18 protein-coding genes are annotated in these 21,771 nt (G+C 33.0%); 14 read left to right on the top strand and 4 right to left on the bottom strand.

Translation table 11 applies throughout. From position 1 onward, the window contains the following. Genes dltB through dltX form a run of 3 tightly spaced genes read right to left on the bottom strand, consistent with a single transcriptional unit; the run spans position 1 to position 2,818 of the window. On the bottom strand, positions 1 to 1,152 hold the full coding sequence (gene dltB / locus AN960_RS06910) for a D-alanyl-lipoteichoic acid biosynthesis protein DltB (RefSeq protein ID WP_056468773.1): 1,152 nt from the start codon (positions 1,150 to 1,152) through the stop codon (positions 1 to 3). Beyond that, on the bottom strand, positions 1,149 to 2,663 hold the full coding sequence (gene dltA / locus AN960_RS06905; protein WP_056468770.1) for a D-alanine--poly(phosphoribitol) ligase subunit DltA: 1,515 nt from the start codon (positions 2,661 to 2,663) through the stop codon (positions 1,149 to 1,151). The genes dltB and dltA overlap by 4 nt, the downstream gene beginning before the upstream one ends. A gap of 11 nt (positions 2,664 to 2,674) precedes the next feature. Next, positions 2,675 to 2,818 carry a teichoic acid D-Ala incorporation-associated protein DltX gene (dltX, locus tag AN960_RS23940; protein WP_082459405.1) on the bottom strand — a complete coding sequence of 48 codons (144 nt, stop codon included), beginning with the start codon at positions 2,816 to 2,818 and terminating at the stop codon, positions 2,675 to 2,677. Positions 2,819 to 3,173: 355 nt separating this feature from the next. Here dltX and AN960_RS06900 point away from each other — a divergent pair, with 355 nt between their 5' ends. Further along, the gene (locus AN960_RS06900) at positions 3,174 to 4,277 is read left to right on the top strand and encodes a serine hydrolase domain-containing protein (RefSeq protein WP_056468768.1); all 1,104 of its coding nucleotides are present in this window, start codon (positions 3,174 to 3,176) and stop codon (positions 4,275 to 4,277) included. A 108-nt stretch (positions 4,278 to 4,385) separates the two neighbouring features. Continuing rightward, positions 4,386 to 5,102, top strand: coding sequence for a DUF3298 and DUF4163 domain-containing protein (locus AN960_RS06895; protein WP_056468765.1), 717 nt, complete (start codon positions 4,386 to 4,388; stop codon positions 5,100 to 5,102). A 632-nt stretch (positions 5,103 to 5,734) separates the two neighbouring features. Here AN960_RS06895 and AN960_RS06890 read toward each other — a convergent pair. After that, positions 5,735 to 5,980 carry a DUF2164 family protein gene (locus tag AN960_RS06890; protein WP_056468762.1) on the bottom strand — a complete coding sequence of 82 codons (246 nt, stop codon included), beginning with the start codon at positions 5,978 to 5,980 and terminating at the stop codon, positions 5,735 to 5,737. Between the two features lie 243 nt (positions 5,981 to 6,223). On the opposite strand from AN960_RS06890, the gene sufC reads away from it, so the two are divergent. The 12 genes from sufC to yunB all read left to right on the top strand — a co-directional run bounded on the left by sufC (position 6,224) and on the right by yunB (position 21,743). Then, the gene (gene sufC / locus AN960_RS06885; protein WP_056468759.1) at positions 6,224 to 7,009 is read left to right on the top strand and encodes a Fe-S cluster assembly ATPase SufC; all 786 of its coding nucleotides are present in this window, start codon (positions 6,224 to 6,226) and stop codon (positions 7,007 to 7,009) included. A 19-nt stretch (positions 7,010 to 7,028) separates the two neighbouring features. Further along, positions 7,029 to 8,336 carry a Fe-S cluster assembly protein SufD gene (sufD, locus tag AN960_RS06880; RefSeq protein ID WP_056468756.1) on the top strand — a complete coding sequence of 436 codons (1,308 nt, stop codon included), beginning with the start codon at positions 7,029 to 7,031 and terminating at the stop codon, positions 8,334 to 8,336. Further along, the gene (locus tag AN960_RS06875) at positions 8,336 to 9,556 is read left to right on the top strand and encodes a cysteine desulfurase (RefSeq protein ID WP_056468753.1); all 1,221 of its coding nucleotides are present in this window, start codon (positions 8,336 to 8,338) and stop codon (positions 9,554 to 9,556) included. The genes sufD and AN960_RS06875 overlap by 1 nt, the downstream gene beginning before the upstream one ends. Continuing rightward, positions 9,546 to 9,995, top strand: coding sequence for a Fe-S cluster assembly sulfur transfer protein SufU (gene sufU, locus AN960_RS06870; RefSeq protein WP_025671513.1), 450 nt, complete (start codon positions 9,546 to 9,548; stop codon positions 9,993 to 9,995). Before AN960_RS06875 ends, sufU begins: the two co-directional genes overlap by 11 nt. A gap of 46 nt (positions 9,996 to 10,041) precedes the next feature. Beyond that, the gene (gene sufB / locus AN960_RS06865; protein WP_056468751.1) at positions 10,042 to 11,439 is read left to right on the top strand and encodes a Fe-S cluster assembly protein SufB; all 1,398 of its coding nucleotides are present in this window, start codon (positions 10,042 to 10,044) and stop codon (positions 11,437 to 11,439) included. A gap of 403 nt (positions 11,440 to 11,842) precedes the next feature. Further along, the gene (locus AN960_RS06860) at positions 11,843 to 16,111 is read left to right on the top strand and encodes a S8 family serine peptidase (protein ID WP_056468747.1); all 4,269 of its coding nucleotides are present in this window, start codon (positions 11,843 to 11,845) and stop codon (positions 16,109 to 16,111) included. Between the two features lie 186 nt (positions 16,112 to 16,297). Continuing rightward, complete coding sequence (locus tag AN960_RS06855) at positions 16,298 to 16,822, top strand: DinB family protein (protein WP_056468744.1); 525 nt, start codon at positions 16,298 to 16,300, stop codon at positions 16,820 to 16,822. Positions 16,823 to 16,952: 130 nt separating this feature from the next. After that, positions 16,953 to 17,774, top strand: a complete 822-nt coding sequence (locus AN960_RS06850) for a sulfite exporter TauE/SafE family protein (protein WP_056469030.1) — start codon at positions 16,953 to 16,955, stop codon at positions 17,772 to 17,774. Between the two features lie 18 nt (positions 17,775 to 17,792). Continuing rightward, positions 17,793 to 19,196: a bifunctional metallophosphatase/5'-nucleotidase gene (locus AN960_RS06845; RefSeq protein WP_056468741.1), complete on the top strand. Its 1,404-nt coding sequence runs from the start codon at positions 17,793 to 17,795 to the stop codon at positions 19,194 to 19,196. A 72-nt stretch (positions 19,197 to 19,268) separates the two neighbouring features. Beyond that, positions 19,269 to 19,571 (top strand): YunC family protein, encoded by a 303-nt coding sequence (locus tag AN960_RS06840; protein WP_056468738.1) that lies wholly within the window; start codon positions 19,269 to 19,271, stop codon positions 19,569 to 19,571. Positions 19,572 to 19,698: 127 nt separating this feature from the next. After that, positions 19,699 to 20,799 (top strand): HD-GYP domain-containing protein, encoded by a 1,101-nt coding sequence (locus tag AN960_RS06835; RefSeq protein WP_056468735.1) that lies wholly within the window; start codon positions 19,699 to 19,701, stop codon positions 20,797 to 20,799. A gap of 107 nt (positions 20,800 to 20,906) precedes the next feature. Further along, positions 20,907 to 21,743: a sporulation protein YunB gene (gene yunB / locus AN960_RS06830; RefSeq protein WP_056468732.1), complete on the top strand. Its 837-nt coding sequence runs from the start codon at positions 20,907 to 20,909 to the stop codon at positions 21,741 to 21,743. The last annotated feature ends 28 nt before the right edge of the window (positions 21,744 to 21,771 follow it).

The following is a 21,771-nucleotide window of genomic DNA, read 5'->3' as shown; positions in this document are numbered from 1 at the left end:
TTAGTTAACTAGATGTCCTGAAAATATTAAAAATCCGAAACAAATAAAATGGAATGTAATAATAACCGCTAATACATGTGTTAGTTTATTATTTTTCCAAATCTTTTTTTTCTTATTGAATTGTTCAAACCAATCAAAACTACACATCAATATGGCTTGGTATACACCATAAAGTAGGTAATTTAGTTGGATCCCGTGCCATGCACCCATTAGTAAAAATAAAGTAGTGTAACTGATATATGATATATTTCTTCTATTTTTTATCACTTTTTTCTTAGTCAGTAAGAATACCATTCTCATATATACATAGTCACGAAACCAAAATGATAAGCTCATATGCCAGCGATTCCAAAAGTCCTTTATATTTCGACTAATGAATGGCATATTAAAGTTTTCAGGTGTTTTAATACCTACTAAATAACTAACGCCGATTGCAAATGCACTATAACCTGCAAAATCAAAGAATAAGTACAGACTATATGCATACATATACGTTAGATTTGAGACGAAAGTATGCCCTACAACAAGCTGTGTTTCAAGTATATGAACGTTAATTAAATAACCAATTATATATTTATAGAGAAAACCAATAAAAATTTTATGAACGCCAATTTGAAAATACTCCTGGTATTCACTAGCCGTTAGCTTTTTTTGATAATCCTGTTGAAATCTCCTGAAACGATCAATTGGTCCAGAGGAGATCGTTGGAAAAAATAATAAAAACTTCAAGAAATCAACAATGCTTATTTCTTTTATACTGTGGTCGCGAATTTCAATAATGACTTGTGTTGCTTTAAATGTTAAATACGAAATTCCTAAAAAGCCTACAAGTGTAGCACTTTCAAATATCGGTGAAACCTTTACAATTATTAAAGGTAAAATTGATAGAAAAACACTTAAGTAATAAACAGTTGAATGGTTCGCATTCTTCCGATAAACACTATAACCTTTTATTAAAATAACTACCCAAATTATATAAGCAACTAGATAGAAGGTTTGTATTTTAGAAGAGGAAAAGACTAATAATAAAAACACAAAAGAAAGAAATGTTGTGTAGTTAGTTAATCTTTTTCCTAAAAAGCCTAATATGACTGCTGGGATTAATAGAACAAACAAAATACCGAAAAACGTAAAACTACCGTAAGGAATCATTGGTAAGTTTGCTCCAATAATTTTTTACGATCAACTTTACCATTCGTTGTCATTGGTAAGCTTTGTAAGTAACTAAATTTTCTTGGAATCATATAAGTCGGCATATATTTATTTAATTCTTGTTTTAAAAAACGTGTTAAATGATATTCCTTTTCGAAATCGTGTTCTTTAACGACTGTTAAGCAATGTAAATCGATACACTTACCATCCTTCATCTCTGGTAATATAACTGCAGAATGGACTAATGGTAATCTTCTAATGTTATTTTCAATGTCCTCAATTTCAATCCGATACCCATGTAGCTTTACTTGAAAATCGATCCTACCTTTATAGAACAAAAGTCCGTGATCAAAGTAACCAGAATCACCTGTTTTATAGGCGCGCATACCATTTATTTGATAATAGGCTGCATCAGTTTTTAATTGATTATTAAGATACCCTTTACTAACACTTGGACCAGCTATAATAATTTCCCCTGTTTCTCCTTCTGGAAGTGGGTTCCCTAATTCATCCATAATGTAAATGATTGTATCATCTTTCGGAGTTCCAATCGGTAATGGGGAATATTGGTTTATGACCTTCTCAGTAATCTGGACGAATGTTACAGCAACTGTTCCTTCTGTTGGACCGTAAGTATTATAAATCTCGGCATTAGGAAATCTAGATAAAAGCTGTTTAGCACTATTATTCGATAGTACTTCACCACAGAAAAGAAAAGTCTTTAAGTTTGGTAGTAGGGATTCGCTGAAATTTGGGTTCATCATACACATCTCTATAAATGAAGGTGTAGAAGTCCAAACCTTAATATCACTTTCCATTAAATAATCGAATAATACTTTTGGTCGCTCAACCAAAGATTTTTCAACAGCAATGAGTGTGCCACCCGACAATAAAGATGGATATAAATCCATTACTGATAAATCAAAAGAGAATGGAGCTTGATTCAAAAATCGTTGTCCATTGTGTATATTAAAATCCTTCAATATCCAATCGGTAAAACTACGTAAGTTTTTTTCAGTAATTTGCACACCTTTTGGATCTCCAGTACTGCCGGAAGTATAGATAATATAAAATGTATCATCGTCTTTAACATTAAAATCAGTTAAAGAATTGACTAGATCAGTAGAATCAATAATTTCCTGTAGTTCTCCAAAATTTATGATTTTAATGGATTCAAACTTTAAAGTAATTTCTTTTGGTGTAATTAGTAAAGTTGCTCCAGAATTAGTAATCATTTTTTTGAGTCTTTCAAAAGGAATAGACTCATCAACGGGAATATATGCACAACCTGCTTTTACACTTCCTAAGAAAATGGAAATCATTTCTGTCTGCATATGCCCATACACAATAATAGGCTTATTCGTAAAATTATTTTTAATCATCCAGCTAGCAATCGCATCTGATTGTTGCTTTAAAGTTTTATATGTTAAAGAGTAATCACTATTTTGAAATGCGATCGTGTTTGGGGTGTTAATTGCCCAATAATCTATTTGTTCAATAATTGATTTCATCAGCTCACGTCCTAAAAATCGTTATATATAAAGGTCCCAGTAAATGAATCTTTAAATCCATATAGGTAAAGTAGTGCAAGTAAAATTGATAAATAAAACGCAGTATAAAATAAAAACCTTAAAGTCTTTGAACGGAAAATATGGATTTTACCCATTTGTTTCCCCTTTCTTAATTTTTAGCTAGACGTATTATAACACCGAAAAATAGATGAAAAATTAACCAAACACCTTTTAAAATTACAAACAGATAATAAATTATTAAGGTTTAAGTAAATTTTTTCTAATTAAATTTTAAAGATTAATGGACAAGATTGTTAATACAATTAGGATAAGTAATTGAAGTGAATTTTTGTTCTTCGTTCCGATTTAAAAGTTTTAGATACAGTAGCTTTAAGATAGTATGTGATTGGAACTAAGAAATTGCACAATAAAATAGGGGTAAGGTAAAAATAATGGGGAAGAGGGAATATAGGGAAATCCTCTTAACCCTGCAAAATGGGAGAGCGGTATATGATGAAAAAAATTTATTTGTTCTTTATTCCTAGTTTCTTAGCTGTTTTAATTATGTCTCCTTTTTGTAGTTTTATCTTGAATAAAAACTCTTCGAAAGTGACAGTTTCGAATCACTCTTCGATGAATAAAGTTGATTTTACTAATGATCAAAATAAGAATAATGGAGAGATTGATCGCTACTTACAGCAAATTCATTTTAACGGAGTTGTTCTTGTAAGGAAGAATGAAGAAAATATCCTTAATAAAGGATACGGTTATCGAGATATCTCAAATCAGTTACCGAACAAACCAAATACCTATTACCCAGTTGGCTCAATTTCTAAATTTTTTGTTTCAACGTCGTTAATGCAATTAAAAGAAGAAGGCAAAATATCTTTTAATGATCCGATTTCAAAATACATACCGGACTTTCCAAATGGGTCAAAATTAACATTATTTCATTTAATTTCACATACTTCAGGGATTAAGAAACAAAAAGAGCTATTTAATCCAATTTCATCATCGAATCTGATAAAGAAAATAGTTAAATCAAATGTACATTATAAACCGTTGAACAAATGGGATTACAATGACACAAATTATATTTTACTTGCTTATGTTATTGAAAAAGTAACTGGAATTCCTTATGGAGAATATATAAAGACACATATTTTCGATAAAGCGAATATGACTGAAATTGGACAAGGTAATGATTTTTATAAAACAAGGAATCATGCTCTCGGTTATTTATTAATTCAATCTAAAAATGATCCGCAGCAATTACGAATCCCAAATTTTAATTATTTATTAGGCTGTGGAGATATTTATGCAACGGTTTCAGGATTGCAAAAAATGGACGAGGCACTTATTTCAAATAAACTTATTTTGAGTAAAAGTTTTACTCAATTTATTAAGCCGTATCAAAACCATTATGCTTACGGATTTTATAATAAAGGCAAGTATTTATACAATCGTGGGGTAGTTCCAGGAATTAATTGTATGAATGTCTTCGATCCTGTTTCAAAAACATATGTAATTGTGTTTTCTAATAGTCAAAAGGTGAAACCAAACACTTATGAAATAGCAATGAACTTATTTAAACTAGTTAACAAAATGACTTGAGAACAGTCTGTTAATTGATTGTAAGTATTTAGACTCTCATAAAATATTTCATAAATAATTTAAAAGATACTCATACTATTTTTTGATAAAGAAAATAGGAGGAGTCTAGTGAAAAAGTTTCTATATTATTTCTTATTAATTATAATGACTAGCAGTATTAATTTGGGCTCTATTAAATTTGTTAATGCGGAAACTAAAGCTCGAATCAATGAAAACCCATTACCGCGTCATATTAAAATTACTGAACAAAAACTAAATGATGCACCGATTAAGTATCCACAAATAAGTGGAGCTTCTAATTCAACCGCACAACAAAAGATCAATGGTATTTTAAAACAAGGTGCTGATTTAGCGAATAGTAATCGTTTGAAGCTATTAGAAGACGAGAAAGAAGCTAAGGCAAAATGGGATGCTAGCCAAGGGCCGTGGAGACCTTATGAATATGTTTTTACTTATAAAATACTATACAATAATCTTGATAAATTAAGTGTTATTTATAATGAGTATTCATATACAGGTGGAGCACATGGGATGACAGTGGGAACTACATTTAATTTTGACGTGAAAACAGGTGAAGTAGTTCCACTATCTAAGTTAATAAACGAAAATACAAAATCCGTACAAGAATATGCTTATCAGCAATTACAAAAGAAATATAAAGGATATGTATTAATAAAATCTCCTAACGAAATTGATTTAAGTGACAAAAATAGATTATGGGCATTTGACCATGCGGGCATTAAATTAATCTTTAAAGAATATGAAGTAGCTGCATATGCTGCTGGTATGCCCGAAGTCTTTATACCTGTGCAAGTTTATCAATAAAAAATTCGTTTTTCTCATGTTTTAAAATCGCATTTGAGAATATATACGAGGGATGAATTAATGTTTTTGAAATATAGTTAAGGGAGTAAATTTATTTAATTGAACAAAGCCTTTTTTCTTTAGAGTGTTGAAATATGTAAAGGTTATTGATGTTTTGAGGAACTATTAATGATTTTAGAAGTAAATGTATTTCAATAAATTTAATATATCAACAAACTATATTAATTGTTTTTTTTGAAGTTAAAAATGTTCGATCTGACTTGAATTACAAACTGATTAATAAACCGTTATTTTACTCTAAGTAAAGGATATTAAATTAATCTTTTATCATAATCTTTTTTTGATGAACAAGATACAACTTTATTTAATTGGTCAAATTCCTTATTAGAAAGTTAAAAAGAACCTTCATTATAGTAAAAAGGTTCTTTTTTTTGATAATTTGATTAATGAAATCTAGTTTTTTCGTAAATAATGGAAGAGTCTGCATTAAAACATTTATTTGTTTTAACAATGCAAGAATAATTTGAACAACTATATAAATATTGAATAATCTAAAATTGAGTATGTACGTAAAATAAAGTGTGTGCTAAAGGTCGTTAAAAACTAAAAGAAAAGAAGTTTACTAAAACAACTTAATCTTCAATCTGTTCTTTTAATAATAAAGCATATAGATCTTCAACCCGTTCGGACATAAATCTTTGTGAGTCTTCAACTCCCTTATTGTAAAACATAGGTCCAAGTTTTTGTGAAATAAAGTCTAATAGCAACATCGAACTTAATTCACTTAATTCTTCGTCTCTTTCTTGTAAGAAATATGTTTGTAGTTGAGTAATCGCAAATTTTTGTTGATCTGGTGAAAGCTTAGTTGTTTTAGACATTAAATTCCCCTCTTTTTTAGTTGTGATATTAGATATTTTATTTCCTATATATATAGTATCTCTATTTATTCTTTTTTTGTGAAAAAAAGTTACACGTAATAAAACTTTTTTGGTAAAATAGGGCACGGCTTGAAAATACTTTTTAATTGCTTTAAGATTAGAATGAGAATAAAATGAGAATGAACTTAAAATAGCCATTTTCTATTTTATAGAATTTTTATGTAATATTATGGAGGGTGTAAAATGGGAGCTTCTACATTAAAAATAAAAGACCTTCAAGTAGCAATTGAAGGAAAGCAAATTTTAAAAGGTGTAAACCTTGAAGTAAAAGGTGGAGAAATTCACGCAATCATGGGACCAAATGGTACAGGTAAATCAACTTTATCTTCTGCTATTATGGGTCATCCTAAATATGAAGTAATCGGTGGTAGCATCGAGCTTGATGGCAACGATGTTTTAGAAATGGAAGTTGATGAGCGAGCTCAAGCTGGTCTTTTCCTAGCTATGCAATACCCAAGTGAAATTAGTGGTGTAACAAACGCAGATTTCTTACGTTCTGCAATGAATGCACGTCGCGAAGAAGGCGATGAAATTTCATTAATGAAATTTATCCGTACATTAGATAAAAACATGGAATTCTTAGAAATGGATCCAGAAATGGCTCAACGTTACTTAAATGAAGGATTCTCAGGTGGAGAGAAAAAACGTAATGAGATTCTTCAAATGATGATGATCCAACCTAAAATTGCTATTCTTGACGAAATTGACTCAGGTTTAGATATCGATGCATTAAAAGTAGTTTCTAAAGGTGTTAACGAAATGCGTGGAGAAGAGTTTGGTTGCTTAATCATCACTCACTACCAACGCTTATTAAACTACATTACTCCTGACTTCGTTCACGTAATGATGCAAGGTCGTATTGTAAAATCAGGTGGTCCTGAATTAGCTGCACGTTTAGAAGCTGAAGGATATGACTGGATTAAACAAGAATTAGGTATCGAAGACGAGACTGTTGGGCAAGAAGCTTAATCGGATAGGAGGGATTCTCATGACAACTGGTACTACAATTCCATTTAGTCAAGAAACAGTTAAGCAGCTTTCTGCACTGCTAAATGAACCTGCATATTTCACAGAGTTCCGTTTAAATGCACTAGCAAAAGCTGAATCACTTTCTCTTCCAAAGCCAGATAAAACAAATATCTCTAAATGGGATTTCTTTGGAAAAGAATTTAATGTTACAACAGGAAATGTTCCTACAAAAGATCAATTACCAGAGTCAGTAACATCTTTAATAAATGAAGACACTGATCAATCAGTTTATGTACAATATAATGGATCTGCTGTATATCACTCTCTTTCTTCTGAAGCAAAAGAAAAAGGTGTAGTATTCGTAGATTTACACACGGCGATTAAAGATCACGAAGATCTTGTGAAAAAATATTTTATGACAGAGGCTGTAAAAGTCGATGAAAATAAATTAATCGCATTACATGCAGCATTAGTAAATGGTGGAGCTTTCTTATACATTCCTAAAAATGTAGTATTAGAAAAACCAATCCAATCTATTTTTGTTGTAGATGGCGAAAACGTACCTGCATATAACCACGTACTTGTTGTTGCAGATGCAAACAGTGAAGTTACTTATGTTGAAAACTATGTTTCTACATCTGCTGATTTAGATGCGGCTGTTGTAAACGTTATTACAGAAGTAATTACATTAGATAATGCAAAAGTTCGTTATGGTGCTGTTGATACGTTAGCAAAAGGTGTAACTGCTTATGTTGTTCGTCGTGGTCATGCTGGTCGCGATAGCAAAATTGAGTGGGCACTTGGTCTAATGAACGATGGAAACTCAGTTTTCGAAAATGTTACAAACCTAATTGGAGACGGTTCTTTCGGCGACATGAAAATGGTTACTGTAGGCCGTGGTGAGCAAACTCAAAACTTTACAACAAGCATTATTCACTTTGGTAAAGGATCTGAAGGTTGGATCTTAAAACATGGTGTATCAATAGATTCTGCTACTTCAATCTTTAATGGTATTGGGAAAATTGAACACGGCGCTTCTAAGTCTAATGCACAACAAACTTCACGTGTATTAATGCTTAGTGAAAAAGCTCGTGGAGATGCGAACCCAATTCTATTAATTGATGAAAATGATGTTATGGCAGGTCACGCTGCTTCAGTTGGTAAAGTAGATCCAACTCAGCTGTACTACTTAATGAGTCGCGGTATTCCGAAGAAAGAAGCAGAGCGCTTAGTTATTCACGGATTCTTAGCACCTGTAGTTTCGGAATTACCAATTGAAGAAGTTAAAAAAATGCTTGTTGATGTAATTGAGAGGAAGGTTAAGTAATGGATGTTAAAGCAATCCGTGAAGCCTTTCCGATATTAAATCAAGAAGTAAATGGACATCCTTTAGTATATCTGGATAGTGCTGCAACTTCACAAAAACCTGTTCAAGTAATAGAAGCTGTTGCTAACTACTATAAAGAATATAATTCTAACGTTCATAGAGGTGTACACACTCTAGGAACAAAAGCTACTGATGCATACGAGGGAGCTCGTGATAAAGTTCGTAAATTTATTAATGCATCATCAATTGAAGAAATTATTTTTACTAGAGGCACAACTACTGCAATTAATACAGTTGCTGCTAGCTACGGAAGAACGAACTTAAAAGCTGGAGATGAAATTGTGATTTCTTATATGGAACATCACAGTAATATTATTCCTTGGCAACAAGTTGCAAAAGCTACTGGCGCAACATTAAAATATATACCATTAGAAGAAGATGGTTCAATCAGCGTTGAGCAAGCAAAAGCTATAATTAACTCAAATACAAAAATAGTTGCGATTATGTACGTTTCAAACGTACTTGGTTCAATTAACCCTGTTAAAGAGATTGCAGCAATTGCTCATCAAAATGGAGCAATCATGCTTGTTGATGGTGCACAAAGTACTCCACATATGAAGGTCGACGTTCAAGACTTAGATTGCGATTTTTACGCATTTTCAGGTCATAAAATGTGTGCTCCTACGGGTATTGGTGTACTTTATGGTAAAAAACATCTTCTTGAAAACATGGAACCTATTGAATTTGGTGGGGAAATGATTGATTTTGTTGACTTACAAGATTCTACTTGGAAAGAACTACCATGGAAATTTGAAGGTGGAACTCCTATCATTGCTGGTGCAGTTGGTTTAGGCGCTGCTATCGATTTCTTAACTGAAATCGGTATGGATAATATCGAAAAGCATGAACATGAGATTGCGAATTATGCACTTGAACAGTTATCTACTGTAAAAGGAGTAACAATCTATGGTCCGAAGCATCGTGCAGGGCTAGTAACGTTTAATGTGGAAGATGTGCATCCACATGATGTTGCAACTGTATTAGATGTAGAGGGAATTGCTGTTCGAGCTGGCCATCACTGTGCTCAGCCATTAATGAGATGGTTAAAGGTATCTGCTACTGCTCGTGCAAGTTTTTATCTGTATAATACAAAAGAAGATGTAGATGCTTTTGTAAGAGGATTAGTTAAAACGAAGGAGTATTTCAGCGATGTCTATTAATCGAAACATTGATCTAGATGCTTTATATCGTCGCGTGATAATGGACCATTATAAAAACCCTCGTAACAAAGGGGTAGGGGCAATATCAGAAAACGATGTAACAATAAACATGAATAACCCTACTTGTGGTGATCGCATTGAACTTCGTTTAAAGGTTGATGATGGAATAGTATCAGATGCGCGTTTTGACGGTGAAGGATGTTCAATTTCAATGGCGTCAGCTTCAATGATGACTCACGCAATTAAAGGTAAAAAAATAGAGGAAGCTCTACAGCTTGCTCAAATATTTTCAGATATGATGCTTGGAAAAGAATACGATGAATCAATTGATTTAGATGATATTGAAGCACTACAAGGTGTTTCGAAGTTTCCAGCACGAATTAAATGTGCAACACTTGCATGGAAAGCGATGGAGAAGGGCTTAAAATCAGAGGAATAATCCTCTGAGCTTAATCCTACTCTTCTATTAGAAGGGAGTATGAATAATGTCTACTAATTTGCCGGATATTAGTGATTATAAATATGGTTTTCATGACCGTGACGTATCAATCTTCCGTTCAGAGCGTGGTTTAACAAAGGAAATCGTTGAAGAAATTTCACGTATGAAAAATGAACCACAATGGATGTTAGATTTCCGTTTAAAATCTTTACAATATTTCTATGATATGCCAATGCCTCAATGGGGTGGAGACATGTCTGATTTACGCTTTGATGAAATTACTTACTATGTAAAACCATCAGAGAAAACAGAAAAGTCTTGGGATGAAGTACCTGAAGAAATCAAAAATACTTTTGATAAATTGGGTATTCCTGAAGCAGAACAAAAGTATTTAGCTGGTGTATCTGCACAGTATGAGTCTGAGGTAGTTTACCACAGCATGAAACAAGATTTAACTGATCTTGGTATCTTATTTACTGATACAGACACAGCATTACGTGAGCATGAAGAAATTTTCAAAGAGCACTTTGGAAAAGTAATTCCGCCTACTGATAACAAATTTGCTGCATTAAACTCAGCTGTTTGGTCTGGTGGATCATTCATCTACGTACCAAAAGGTGTTAAAGTTGATACGCCACTTCAAGCGTATTTCCGTATTAACTCTGAAAATATGGGTCAATTTGAACGTACATTAATCATTGCTGATGAAGGTGCACATGTTCATTACGTTGAAGGTTGTACAGCTCCTGTATATACAACAAACTCACTTCACTCTGCAGTAGTAGAAATCATCATTAAGAAGGATGCATACTGCCGCTATACAACAATTCAGAACTGGGCGAATAACGTATTCAACCTAGTTACGAAACGTGCTGTTTGTGAAGCGAATGCAACAATGGAATGGATCGATGGAAACATTGGTTCAAAATTAACAATGAAATACCCAGCAGTTATCCTTAAAGGTGAAGGTGCTCGTGGCCTTACACTTTCTATTGCAATCGCTGGTAAAGGACAACACCAAGATGCTGGTGCTAAAATGATTCACTTAGCTCCAAATACTTCATCTACAATTGTTTCGAAATCTATTTCTAAACATGGTGGTAAAGTAACGTATCGTGGTATCGTACACTTCGGTCGTAAAGCAGCTGGATCACGTTCAAATATCGAGTGTGATACGTTAATTATGGATAATGCGTCAACTTCTGATACAATTCCATACAACGAAATCTTAAACGACAATATTTCTCTTGAGCACGAAGCGAAAGTTTCGAAAGTATCTGAAGAGCAATTATTCTACTTAATGAGCCGTGGTATTTCTGAGCAAGAAGCTACAGAAATGATCGTAATGGGCTTCATTGAGCCATTTACAAAAGAATTACCAATGGAATACGCAGTTGAAATGAACCGTCTGATTAAATTCGAGATGGAAGGTTCTATTGGTTAATCCATTGAATAAAGATAAACCCTGTTGCCAATTGGTAACAGGGTTTTTTGAGGTTGAATTTTATATGAAATTTAAGAATAGGTATAGAACCATTGGATGCATTAGTTTTATTCATTGGTTCTTTTAGTCGTGTTAATTATTGAAAGAATCATGTCGAGTTCTGTTAAAAGTGATTGAAATTATAGCATATTATTAGCATTTTGACCTTAAAATAACACGACTTAACACGATTGAGTAATACATTAATAATCTATATAATTCGAATTGTATGAAAATTGAATGGAAAAAATTTCAATTAGAAACTACTAAGCTTCAAAAGAAGTTATTAGTAACCCCTATTTTCAAAATTGAGCCATTCAATTTTCCTCATCTATATTTTATTATTGAGGAGTGAATTGAAAGCATGAAAAGGAAATTAAAAAAGGTTTCAACCGTTGCACTAGGAGTAGGTTTAGCTTCTAGCAGTTTAATAGCTTCGTATTTGAGTACCTCTTCTAAAGTCCATGCAACTACGTCAACTCAACAAGTTATATTCAGTAATTTACAACAAGAAAATACGTCTAGTAGTTTGAATCAAACAGAGAAATTACTTAATAGTTTAACTTCCGAACAAAAGAAAGCCCTAGTAAACTTGCAATCAATCAATGAAACGGGTTTACACTTAGCACAAAATATTGACAAAAATAGTTCAGAAGAGATCTCCGTTATAGTTGAATTTAAACAACCTACAACTAAAGCCGCAGTATTAAAAGCAGCAACGGAAGGGAAAATTTTAGATGAAAAGGAAGCGGACAAATTAGTAGATGATTCACATGCTTCTTTTAACAATGATTTATTAAAAGTATTATCGGCAAAAGGAACTAAGAAAGCATCTGCATACAAAGTAAATCGCACGTTTAAAACAACATTTAATGGTATTTCAATGAAACTTCCTGCAAATCAAGTTGAAAATTTATTAAAATCGGAAGCTGTTAAAGCTGTTTATAGCGATGTAGAAATAAAGGCAGAACCACCAGTTCAGGCTAAAGATATTGCTCCAGAACAAATGGGGTTAGGAATGGCTGATGAGCGCTCGTATTTACAAGTGGACAAGTTACATGCTGAAGGCCATACAGGTAAAGGAATTAAAGTAGGAATTTTAGATACTGGTATGGATTATAACCATCCGGATTTAAAATCGGCCTATAAAGGTGGATACGATTTTGTAGATAATGATAATGATCCAATGGAAACTACATATGAGGATTGGAAGAAATCAGGAAAGGCAGAAAAAAACGCCAATGGTACATATTATACGGAACACGGTACGCACGTTTCTGGTACGATAGGCGGTCGAGGTGCAAATAACAGTAAATATGCTACAACAGGTATTGCCCCGGGTGCTGATTTATATGCATATCGAGTATTAGGTCCATATGGATCGGGTCCGACTAATGGAATTATTGCTGCAATAGATAAAGCTACTGAGGATGGGATGGACGTTATTAATATGTCATTGGGCTCCGCTACAAATAATCCAATGGATCCTTTAAGTATAGCGGTAAATAATGCTGTTTTAAATGGAGTAACGGTAGTTCTATCTGCTGGTAATTCTGGGGATGGAATGTATTCGTTAGGTACACCGGGTGCTTCAGCATTAGCAATTACTGTAGGTGCAAGTGATGTACCTGTTTCCATAGCAAGCTATAAAGGGATACTAGACACAGTCACTGCAGATTTACGTGCAATTGCGTTTAGCTATAAAGATGATATAAATTACCTTAAAGGAAAATCACTTCCTGTTGTATATGCTGGCATGGGTGCAGCAGCTGATTTTGCAGGAATCGATGTAAAAGGTAAAATTGCTTTAATAAGCCGTGGGAAGGGTATTCCGCTAGCTAATAAAATTACAGAAGCAAAAAATAATGGTGCAGCTGCTGTGCTTTTGTTTAATGATAATGCGGCAGAAGGTCATATTCCTGCCTATTTAGCAGAAGGCCAAAATTACATCCCAACGTTTTCATTAAGTAATGCAGACGGTCTAGCGTTAAAGTCAAAGGTAGATAATGGGCAAAATAACTTTACTTTTGGAGAGATGAAGGAATTAAAATCACAAGGTGATAATTTGGCTACTTTTAGTTCTCGAGGACCAAGTAGGACAAATTATGACATAAAACCAGAAGTAGTTGCACCAGGTGTGTCCATGATGTCAACTGTTCCTTCCGATGTAGTAAATGGTGATAAAGGGGACGACTATGAGTATGCTTATGCACGTTTATCGGGCACATCAATGGCAGCTCCTGTTGTTACTGGTATTTCTGCTCTTTTACTAGAAGAAAATCCTAATTTGCAACCGTCCGATGTTAAGAGTGTTTTAATGAATACTGCAGATTCATTAAGTAAACCATATAGTGTTTTTGAGCAAGGCGCAGGACGTGTCGATCCATATGTAGCGGTTCATTCAACTATAGAAATTACAGTAAAAGATAAAACAAATATGATTGAAAATGGAGAAACGAAGGTAATTAATGATGAAACTGGTGGCCTTAGCTTCGGGCGAGCAGTTTTAACAGGTGAAGACATTTCAGATTCACGTTCTGTCAAGATTAGTAACAACGGGGAAAAAGCTAAAACATTTGATGTGAAAGTACAATATCAAACAGATTTAAGAGGATCAAAAGACGCAGAGAAAAACGGAGTGAAGGTTCTAACCGAAAATTCTATAAAAGTAAATGGTAATAGTAGTAAAAAACAATCCGTGTTTTTATCGATTCCAAAAACAGCAGAAACAGGTATCTATGAAGGGTATGTAATCTATACTAACAGGAATAACCCATCTGAAGTGTACCAAATACCGTTTGGTGTAACGTATGAAGAAAACAAATTTGAAGCATTTGACATTTTAGGATCGCATGCAGTTGCTGCAAACGCCACTTTCGATCAAAGTATATTTTCAGTAAGCGGTTTTTTTGTAAACTTTAAATTAAAAGGACATGTTAAACGAATTGATTTCTTATATTTGGATCCAAAAACTAACAAAATCTTGGGACATTCAGGATATATTAGTGGAAATGCTTTAAATCCAAGTACAAATTATAATTCTGCAAACTTAGGCTTTAGTACACCATTTACAGGTGATCAAAGTAAGCCGTTTTCTTCTGATGCTGAATATATGTCAACTCAGTTTGATCATTTTTCAGAATTTGTTAAGCATGGAGACTATAAATTTAGGGCAATTGCAACGGACGATCAAGGGAATACATTTAGTTCTGACACTTACTTATTTGTAGATAATACGGCGCCAAAATTTAATATCACTTCTCTTCCTCATGGTGTTTACGAATATGAAGATGGACAAAAATCAGTATTAGTTTCGGGATCAATTGACGAAGAAAATATTAAAACGATGAATGAATATGGTTTTACTAGAGATCAATCTGCAAATAAAGTAGCGTTTTATTATAATAGAGATTTACTAAAACCAGACAAAACAGCAAATACTGCAAATGGTTTTGTTCCTTTAAATCCAGATGGTACGTTTAATGCGAATATGCCAATTGATGATACGGTGCCAATTCTTCCAGTTCGTTTCTTTGGTGTAGGTGTATCAAGTGCAGTTGATTATCCGAACGCACACGTAACCTATTTTGTAAAAAAAGGCACGCAATATGTAGATGCTAAGCCAGATCAGGTTAACCCAACGATGGGAGATACAGTTACTTATACACTAACAGCAAATAATGTAAAAAAAGTAAATGATCAAACATTTACTTTTGATTATTTAAATAAAAATTTTGAAATAGAAAATGTAACAATACGTCCAGAATTACTGAAAAAAGCTAACGTACAGTTAGAACATAAAGAATTAACTAGTAATGGAGAACTGAATAAACATTCGATCCATCTAGCAATAAATAACACAGATGGTATAACTGGAACAACTCCAATGGTAGACGTTAAGGTAAAAGTAAAGAATGAAGATTATTATGAAGGGATTTTACAATTGCAAAATCTTGCTTCTACTTATGTGAATACAGATAAAGCGGAAATCTCTATTCCTAGTTTATCGGTGGAATCTTATGTGAAACCATCATTCTCACAATTAACATTTTCTCCAATTGCTGAAGGGTTACATTACACGTATGATGGAATAAATTTAAACATGAGGGACTATACAAATATAGGTGCGAGTGCATATGTTACAGATGCAAACAACAAATTATACAATGGCACTATAACTTCTTATCCTATAACTTCACCAGCTTATGGGACATACCTGTGGCCTAAAGCAACAATTAAATTGCCTGTCACAAATAAAGAAATGATGTTCACTATTCATGTTCCAGGGCATTTTAAATATAGCAGACCATTTACATTATTTAAACAAGCAGGCGATCAGTATCGTGGCGAATGGAACAATATTTATGGTGAAGTGCAATTAGAAGCCGGTGATGTGAACGGTGACCAAGTCGTTGACGTTATGGACGCAATTTATATGCAAACATATTGGGGTACGAATAAGCGTGCTGCAGATATTAATTTTGATGGCAAGGTTGATCTGACAGACTTTGCACTTATTGAAAAAAATTACAAGTTAAAAAATCCGTCAATGACGAATGCTCCAAGTCCGAAATTAAAATATAAAGGTTTGACATTAGAAAAAGTCAAAGCAGAGTTGGAGAAGATGGAATAGACGTTAACTTTATCATTCTTTAGGGACTCTCCTACTTAAAAGCATGGCAATCTTGCCATGCTTTTTTCTATTAGGAACAATAAGCATGATTTTAATTTAGTTACCTTTTTTATGGTAAAATTTAACTTGAAAGGTCACGAGATGTTGTTAAAGGAATTTATATTTTAGTGTGGGAGGAGTTTTTTTATGAATTTTAACCTTAAAGAAGCGATTGAAGTCTTAGAAAGAACACCCAAATCATTAGAGTCCCTTTTGTCAGGTTTATCTGAATCTTGGCTAAGTAGCAATGAAGGTGAAGGAACATGGAATGCTTCTGAAGTAATCGACCATCTAATTGAGTGTGAAAAAACAAATTGGATTCCAAGATTGAACAGCATACTTAACAAAGAAGGAAACAACCATTTCCCGCCATTCGATCGTTTTTCGCATTTAAATGAAAAACATGAAAAATCAGTAGAAGAAAGATTACTAGAATTCAAAAATTTAAGAGCAGAAAATATTACAAAATTACAATCATTGGTTGACCCTAATTTACACCTAGAATTAGAAGGGGTTCATCCAGATCTTGGAACAGTTAAATTAAGAGAATTACTATCTACTTTTGTCGTACATGATCTAACCCATATAGCTCAAATTACAAGAGTGATGGCAAAAAGATATAAAACTGACGTAGGACCTTGGATTGCAAATTTAAGTATATTAAAACAATAGCCAGTGTTTATAAATGGTATTATTCATACTCGGGGAAATCCGAGTTTTTTTGTGTTAAACTATTATTTAAAATATAGAGAAGATAGATGTTTAGTGTATTTATAAAGGAGAGAAATTTAGGTTGGATATCATTCTACAAATTCTTATACTCATTAGTATAGGACTCGCTGCAGGAACAGTCGGATCATTGATTGGTTTAGGCGGAGGAATTATTATTGTTCCAATGCTACTTAATATTGATCACTTTTTATCCGCTTTTTCGACTGTGCCAATTCATGTTGCAGTTGGAACTTCACTGATTACAATTGTGTTTTCTTCGCTTTCATCCACCCTTTCGTATCATAAGCAAAAACGAATCGATTATAAGAGTGGCATTTTATTTTTAATAGGTAGTGTTCCTGGTAGCTTACTAGGTACTTACATCAATTCGCTTTTAAATACTGAGCGGTTTACTTTATTTTTTGGGATATTTTTAATCTGTATATCAGTCTTTCTATTTGTTTCTGCAAAATTAAATAGAAAATCAAAGGAATTACATAAGGGTATTATACGAACATTTACAAATGATGAAGGCGAGGCATATACATATAGCTATAGTCTTCCATTGGCGATTTCATTGTCTATTTGTATCGGGATCATCTCAGGTTTATTTGGAATTGGTGGAGGAATATTGTTAGTACCAATGATGGCGTTTTTATTCGGTTTTCCACCTCAGTTAGCTGTAGCGACTTCAATGTTTGTCGTTATGTTTACGACACTTGGAAGCTCAATTTCATACATCACATTAGGAGAAGTAAATTTCTATTACATTCTTTTACTTATTCCTGGCGCATGGTTTGGTGGGAAAATTGGAGCGTATATTAATCAAAAATTAAAAACTGAAACAATCGCATTAATTTTAAGGTTAGTCGTGTTATTTTATGGCATAAAATTAATTATAGAAAATATTTAAAAAAAGGATGGTGGAACAATGGAAACAAATCAATCTATAAATATTCGGTTGTTCCATACAAATGACATTCACAGCCACTTCGAAACGTGGCCAACAATTGTCGGTTTGTTGAAGTCTAAAAGAGAATTAGCCAAAGGAAAAGGGGAGGCCACACTTACTTTTGATATTGGTGATTTCGTTGATCGATTTCATCCAATCTCTGAGGCCACTTTAGGAAAGGGTAATGTGAAACTTTTAAATGATGCAAAGTTTGATGCAATTACAATAGGTAATAATGAAGGAATTACCTTATCTAAAGGTGAGTTGTTAAATCTTTACGAAGATGCAAAGTTTGATGTATTAGTTGGTAATTTAGCCATTACAGATGAAGGTACCGAGAGTATCAGCAAGCCTTTTGAAATATATGAAAAAAATGGAGTAAAGCTAGGAGTAATTGGATTAACAGTCGCTTATCCTGTGTTTTATGAAACTTTAGGATGGAGTATAAAAGATCCGTTTGACATGTTAAATAGCGTCCTTCCAATTGTCAAAGCGCAATCTGACATTGTCATAATACTTTCTCATTTAGGTATGAGAGACGATCAGAGAATTGCTGAACAATTTTCAGGAGTCGATATTATCTTAGGCGCACATACTCACCATCTATTTCCAAATGGGGAGTATGCTGGTGAAACTTTACTTTGTGGAACAGGTAAACACGGTAACTATTTAGGCGAGGTTTTAATTACTGTAAATAAAGAGACGAAAAGTATAATGAATACTGAAGCTTCAGTTACTGAAGTTCATACAGTCCCTAAAGATTATCAAGATGAAGTGACGAAACTCATGCTGGCTAATTTAATGAGATTAAGTGAAGAAATTTTAAGTGAACCAGTGACACATCTACCGAGTGACATGCATGTGAATTGGTTTAAAGATAGTCCATTGCTGAAATTATTAGCGAATGCACTTCGCCAATGGACAAAATCAGATATCAGTATATTAAATTCGGGTATTTTACTTGATGGCTTATCGCATGGACTTGTTACAAAGGGTGACATTCATCGAATATGCCCACATCCTATTAATCCTTGTGTTGTTAATTTGTCTGGTAAGGAATTACTAGATGTTTTAAATCGCTGTGAAGATAAAGAGTTGACTCATTTGAAGATGAAAGGTTTTGGATTTAGAGGTAAAGTAATTGGAAAAATGGTTTACGATGGAATCACTTTTGTTAAAAGGGATAAGAAAAGACATTTTTATCAAGAAGAATTATTTATTAATGGAGAAATGTTAGATTTAAGCCGAATGTATACGATCGGAACTTTGGATTTATTTACGTTTGGCCATTTAATTCCTACAATTCGTGATGCTAGTCATAAAAGATTTTTTATGCCTGAATTTATTCGTGACGTGTTATTTGGGGCTTTAAAAAGTGTCTAAAATTTATCAAGTTTAGACAGGTTTCACTTTTGTTTTTTTCTCATATTTTAGAATGAGAAAGGAGCGTTGAACTTGATCAATTTAAGCCCAATTAAAATAGATAATCATACATTTAATGCTGTTACGGTTTTACTTCCAAAAACTACATTATTAGTCGTTATGAATGATAAGGGATATATTATGTGCGGAGCATTAGATGTAGCTTTATTAAATGAAAAATTGCGCGACCGTCAAATTATTGCAGGCCGAGCAGTTGGTGTAAAAACAATAGAAGAATTATTAAATGCGCCTTTAGAGTCTATCACTGTTGAAGCAGAAAAATTAGGTATTCAAAAAGGAATGATTGGAAAAGACGCATTATTAAAGATGATATAAAATAAGCCACTAAATTTTTTTAGTGGCTTCATTTGTAAACGAATGCCCTAAAAAATCGATTATTACAATGTATTAACTGTAATGAAGAACCATATATTTAATTAAAAAATTGTTGAAGGAGAAAACAATGAGAGTTGTTGAAGCATCAACACTTGTTCCAGGTACGATCTTAGGAATGCCGGTTTATACTGAACATGGAAAAATGATCGTAAATGCAAATATTCCTTTAACAGAAGAGATGATTAAGCAAATACATAAATTAGCTACTCCATTTGTTTTAGTACATGCTCAATTATCAGAACGCTTAACGGAAGAGAAAGTATCAAATAAACTTCGCATTGAAATCACGAAAAAAATAGAAGATGCTTTTGTTAAATTAATTAGCGAAGATTTATATTTAAGATGTCTATCTTTAGAAAAAAACGAATCTAGGCTTAAAGAAATTATAAAGTCACTGCATAATGAATTATGGCAACAGAATGATGTTTTATTTTTATTAGCTGACTTAATACTATATGACGAGTGTATCTTTAGACATTCACTGAATGTAGCTATGTATTCTTTAGGAATTGGAACGATTTTAGATTTAAGTAAAATCCAGCTTAATTTACTTGGATTAGGTGCACTTTTACATGATATTGGGAAGATGGTCATACCAAAAAAGTTTTTAAATAAACGCGACCGTTTAACGGAAGAAGAATATTCGTACATTAAACAACATACCATTGCTGGATACGATATACTACGACAAGTACCTACTATTCATCCGGTAATTGCAGACTGTGCATTACAGCATCATGAGAGGATCAATGGGAGCGGGTATCCAAAAGGAATATTTGGTGAGGAAATGCATCTTTTTTCAAAGATTATTGGGATTGCCGACTTTTTTGATGCTGTAACTTCAAATCGAGTTTATCGACAAGCAATGCTTCCGCATGAAGGATTAACATTATTAAATAGTGGAAGTGATAAATTATTTGATGCTAGATTAGTCAGAATTTTTAATGATCTACTAACCATTTATCCAACGGGATTATACGTAAAATTAAGTGATGGTAGACGCGGAATTGTTTTCAGGCAAAATGATGTTTCTACAGATCGTCCAGTTGTACGGATATTTGAAGAAAACGGAAGAAAGGTAAGTACTCCTTATGAAGTGAATCTTTATAATGAGTTAAAATTAGAGATTATCGAGTGTGATCAAACAATAAAACAAAGCATTTATTAATAAATGACAGAAATTACTGAGGCATCTTTTTTATTGTTTTTGTACAAATCCATTAAGAATGAACAAGCAATGACATGCATACCCATTAGTAAGGGGGCATGGATACGATGAAAAGATTTAAGTACAGACGTGTTCCAAAAAATAAATTTTTTGTTTCAAAAAGAAAATCTTTTGGCGGATATAAAACTGGTTCAACTCAAATAACAGAATCAATTCGTAATATATTTCCAAATAAATATGTAGTTATTAGTATTGTTTTACTATTTTTTTCCTTTTATGCTTTTTGGCAAATTGATAAAATTTTCACCCCGACCATTTTGAAATATTCTGAGAAACAAACAAGACGAATTGCATCCCTAGTCATAAACGAAGCATATGAATCAGCCTCTAAGGAATTACAGGGTCAGGATATTATCATTCGGGATGTCGATGAAAATGGGAAAGCAGTAATTAGTACAAATACATACTTAATTAATAAAATAATTGGTTCCACTACTCAGCACGTTGAAGAAAATATACGTAGAGTTGAAAATGGAGATATATCATTTTTATCTTTATCAAAATCAGAAATGAACAAAATGAAGGCAGATCATGATGGACTTTATTTAAAAGTACCGATTGGAGTCGTTACAAATACAGTATTACTAGGAAAACTTGGACCTACTATACCAGTTCGTTTTTCTGTAGTCGGTGATGCAGTGGCAAATGTTACACAGGAAGTTAAGCCATTTGGGTTTGATAATTCTGTAGTCGAAATTATTATGAATGTAGAAGTAAATATGAATGTAATTATCCCGTTTAGTACGAAATCAACAAAGGTGAAAGTACAAGTCCCAATTGCTACTGAAATCATCGATGGAGAAGTTCCTAGTTATATTCCATTTACTCCAAATACTCAACAAACCATACCACAAACTCCATCAACAACAAACGGAAAAAAATAAATTTAAAAATAGAGCAGACTAACTTAGT

This window comes from Bacillus sp. FJAT-25509 (assembly GCF_001420605.1).
Taxonomy (GTDB): domain Bacteria; phylum Bacillota; class Bacilli; order Bacillales; family Bacillaceae_G; genus Gottfriedia.
This window is presented reverse-complemented; position numbering and strand designations above follow the sequence as displayed.

Excerpts from the sequence above, each read along its gene's own strand:
- AN960_RS06845 (WP_056468741.1), top strand. The coding sequence starts at position 17,793 with ATGGAAACAAATCAATCTATAAATATTCGGTTGTTCCATACAAATGAC.
- sufD (WP_056468756.1), top strand. The coding sequence starts at position 7,029 with ATGACAACTGGTACTACAATTCCATTTAGTCAAGAAACAGTTAAGCAG.
- dltX (WP_082459405.1), bottom strand. The coding sequence starts at position 2,818 with ATGGGTAAAATCCATATTTTCCGTTCAAAGACTTTAAGGTTTTTATTT.
- sufU (WP_025671513.1), top strand. The coding sequence starts at position 9,546 with ATGTCTATTAATCGAAACATTGATCTAGATGCTTTATATCGTCGCGTG.
- sufC (WP_056468759.1), top strand. The coding sequence starts at position 6,224 with ATGGGAGCTTCTACATTAAAAATAAAAGACCTTCAAGTAGCAATTGAA.
- dltA (WP_056468770.1), bottom strand. The coding sequence starts at position 2,663 with ATGAAATCAATTATTGAACAAATAGATTATTGGGCAATTAACACCCCA.
- AN960_RS06890 (WP_056468762.1), bottom strand. The coding sequence starts at position 5,980 with ATGTCTAAAACAACTAAGCTTTCACCAGATCAACAAAAATTTGCGATT.
- AN960_RS06860 (WP_056468747.1), top strand. The coding sequence starts at position 11,843 with ATGAAAAGGAAATTAAAAAAGGTTTCAACCGTTGCACTAGGAGTAGGT.
- dltB (WP_056468773.1), bottom strand. The coding sequence starts at position 1,152 with ATGATTCCTTACGGTAGTTTTACGTTTTTCGGTATTTTGTTTGTTCTA.
- AN960_RS06900 (WP_056468768.1), top strand. The coding sequence starts at position 3,174 with ATGATGAAAAAAATTTATTTGTTCTTTATTCCTAGTTTCTTAGCTGTT.
- yunB (WP_056468732.1), top strand. The coding sequence starts at position 20,907 with ATGAAAAGATTTAAGTACAGACGTGTTCCAAAAAATAAATTTTTTGTT.
- AN960_RS06835 (WP_056468735.1), top strand. The coding sequence starts at position 19,699 with ATGAGAGTTGTTGAAGCATCAACACTTGTTCCAGGTACGATCTTAGGA.
- sufB (WP_056468751.1), top strand. The coding sequence starts at position 10,042 with ATGTCTACTAATTTGCCGGATATTAGTGATTATAAATATGGTTTTCAT.
- AN960_RS06875 (WP_056468753.1), top strand. The coding sequence starts at position 8,336 with ATGGATGTTAAAGCAATCCGTGAAGCCTTTCCGATATTAAATCAAGAA.
- AN960_RS06855 (WP_056468744.1), top strand. The coding sequence starts at position 16,298 with ATGAATTTTAACCTTAAAGAAGCGATTGAAGTCTTAGAAAGAACACCC.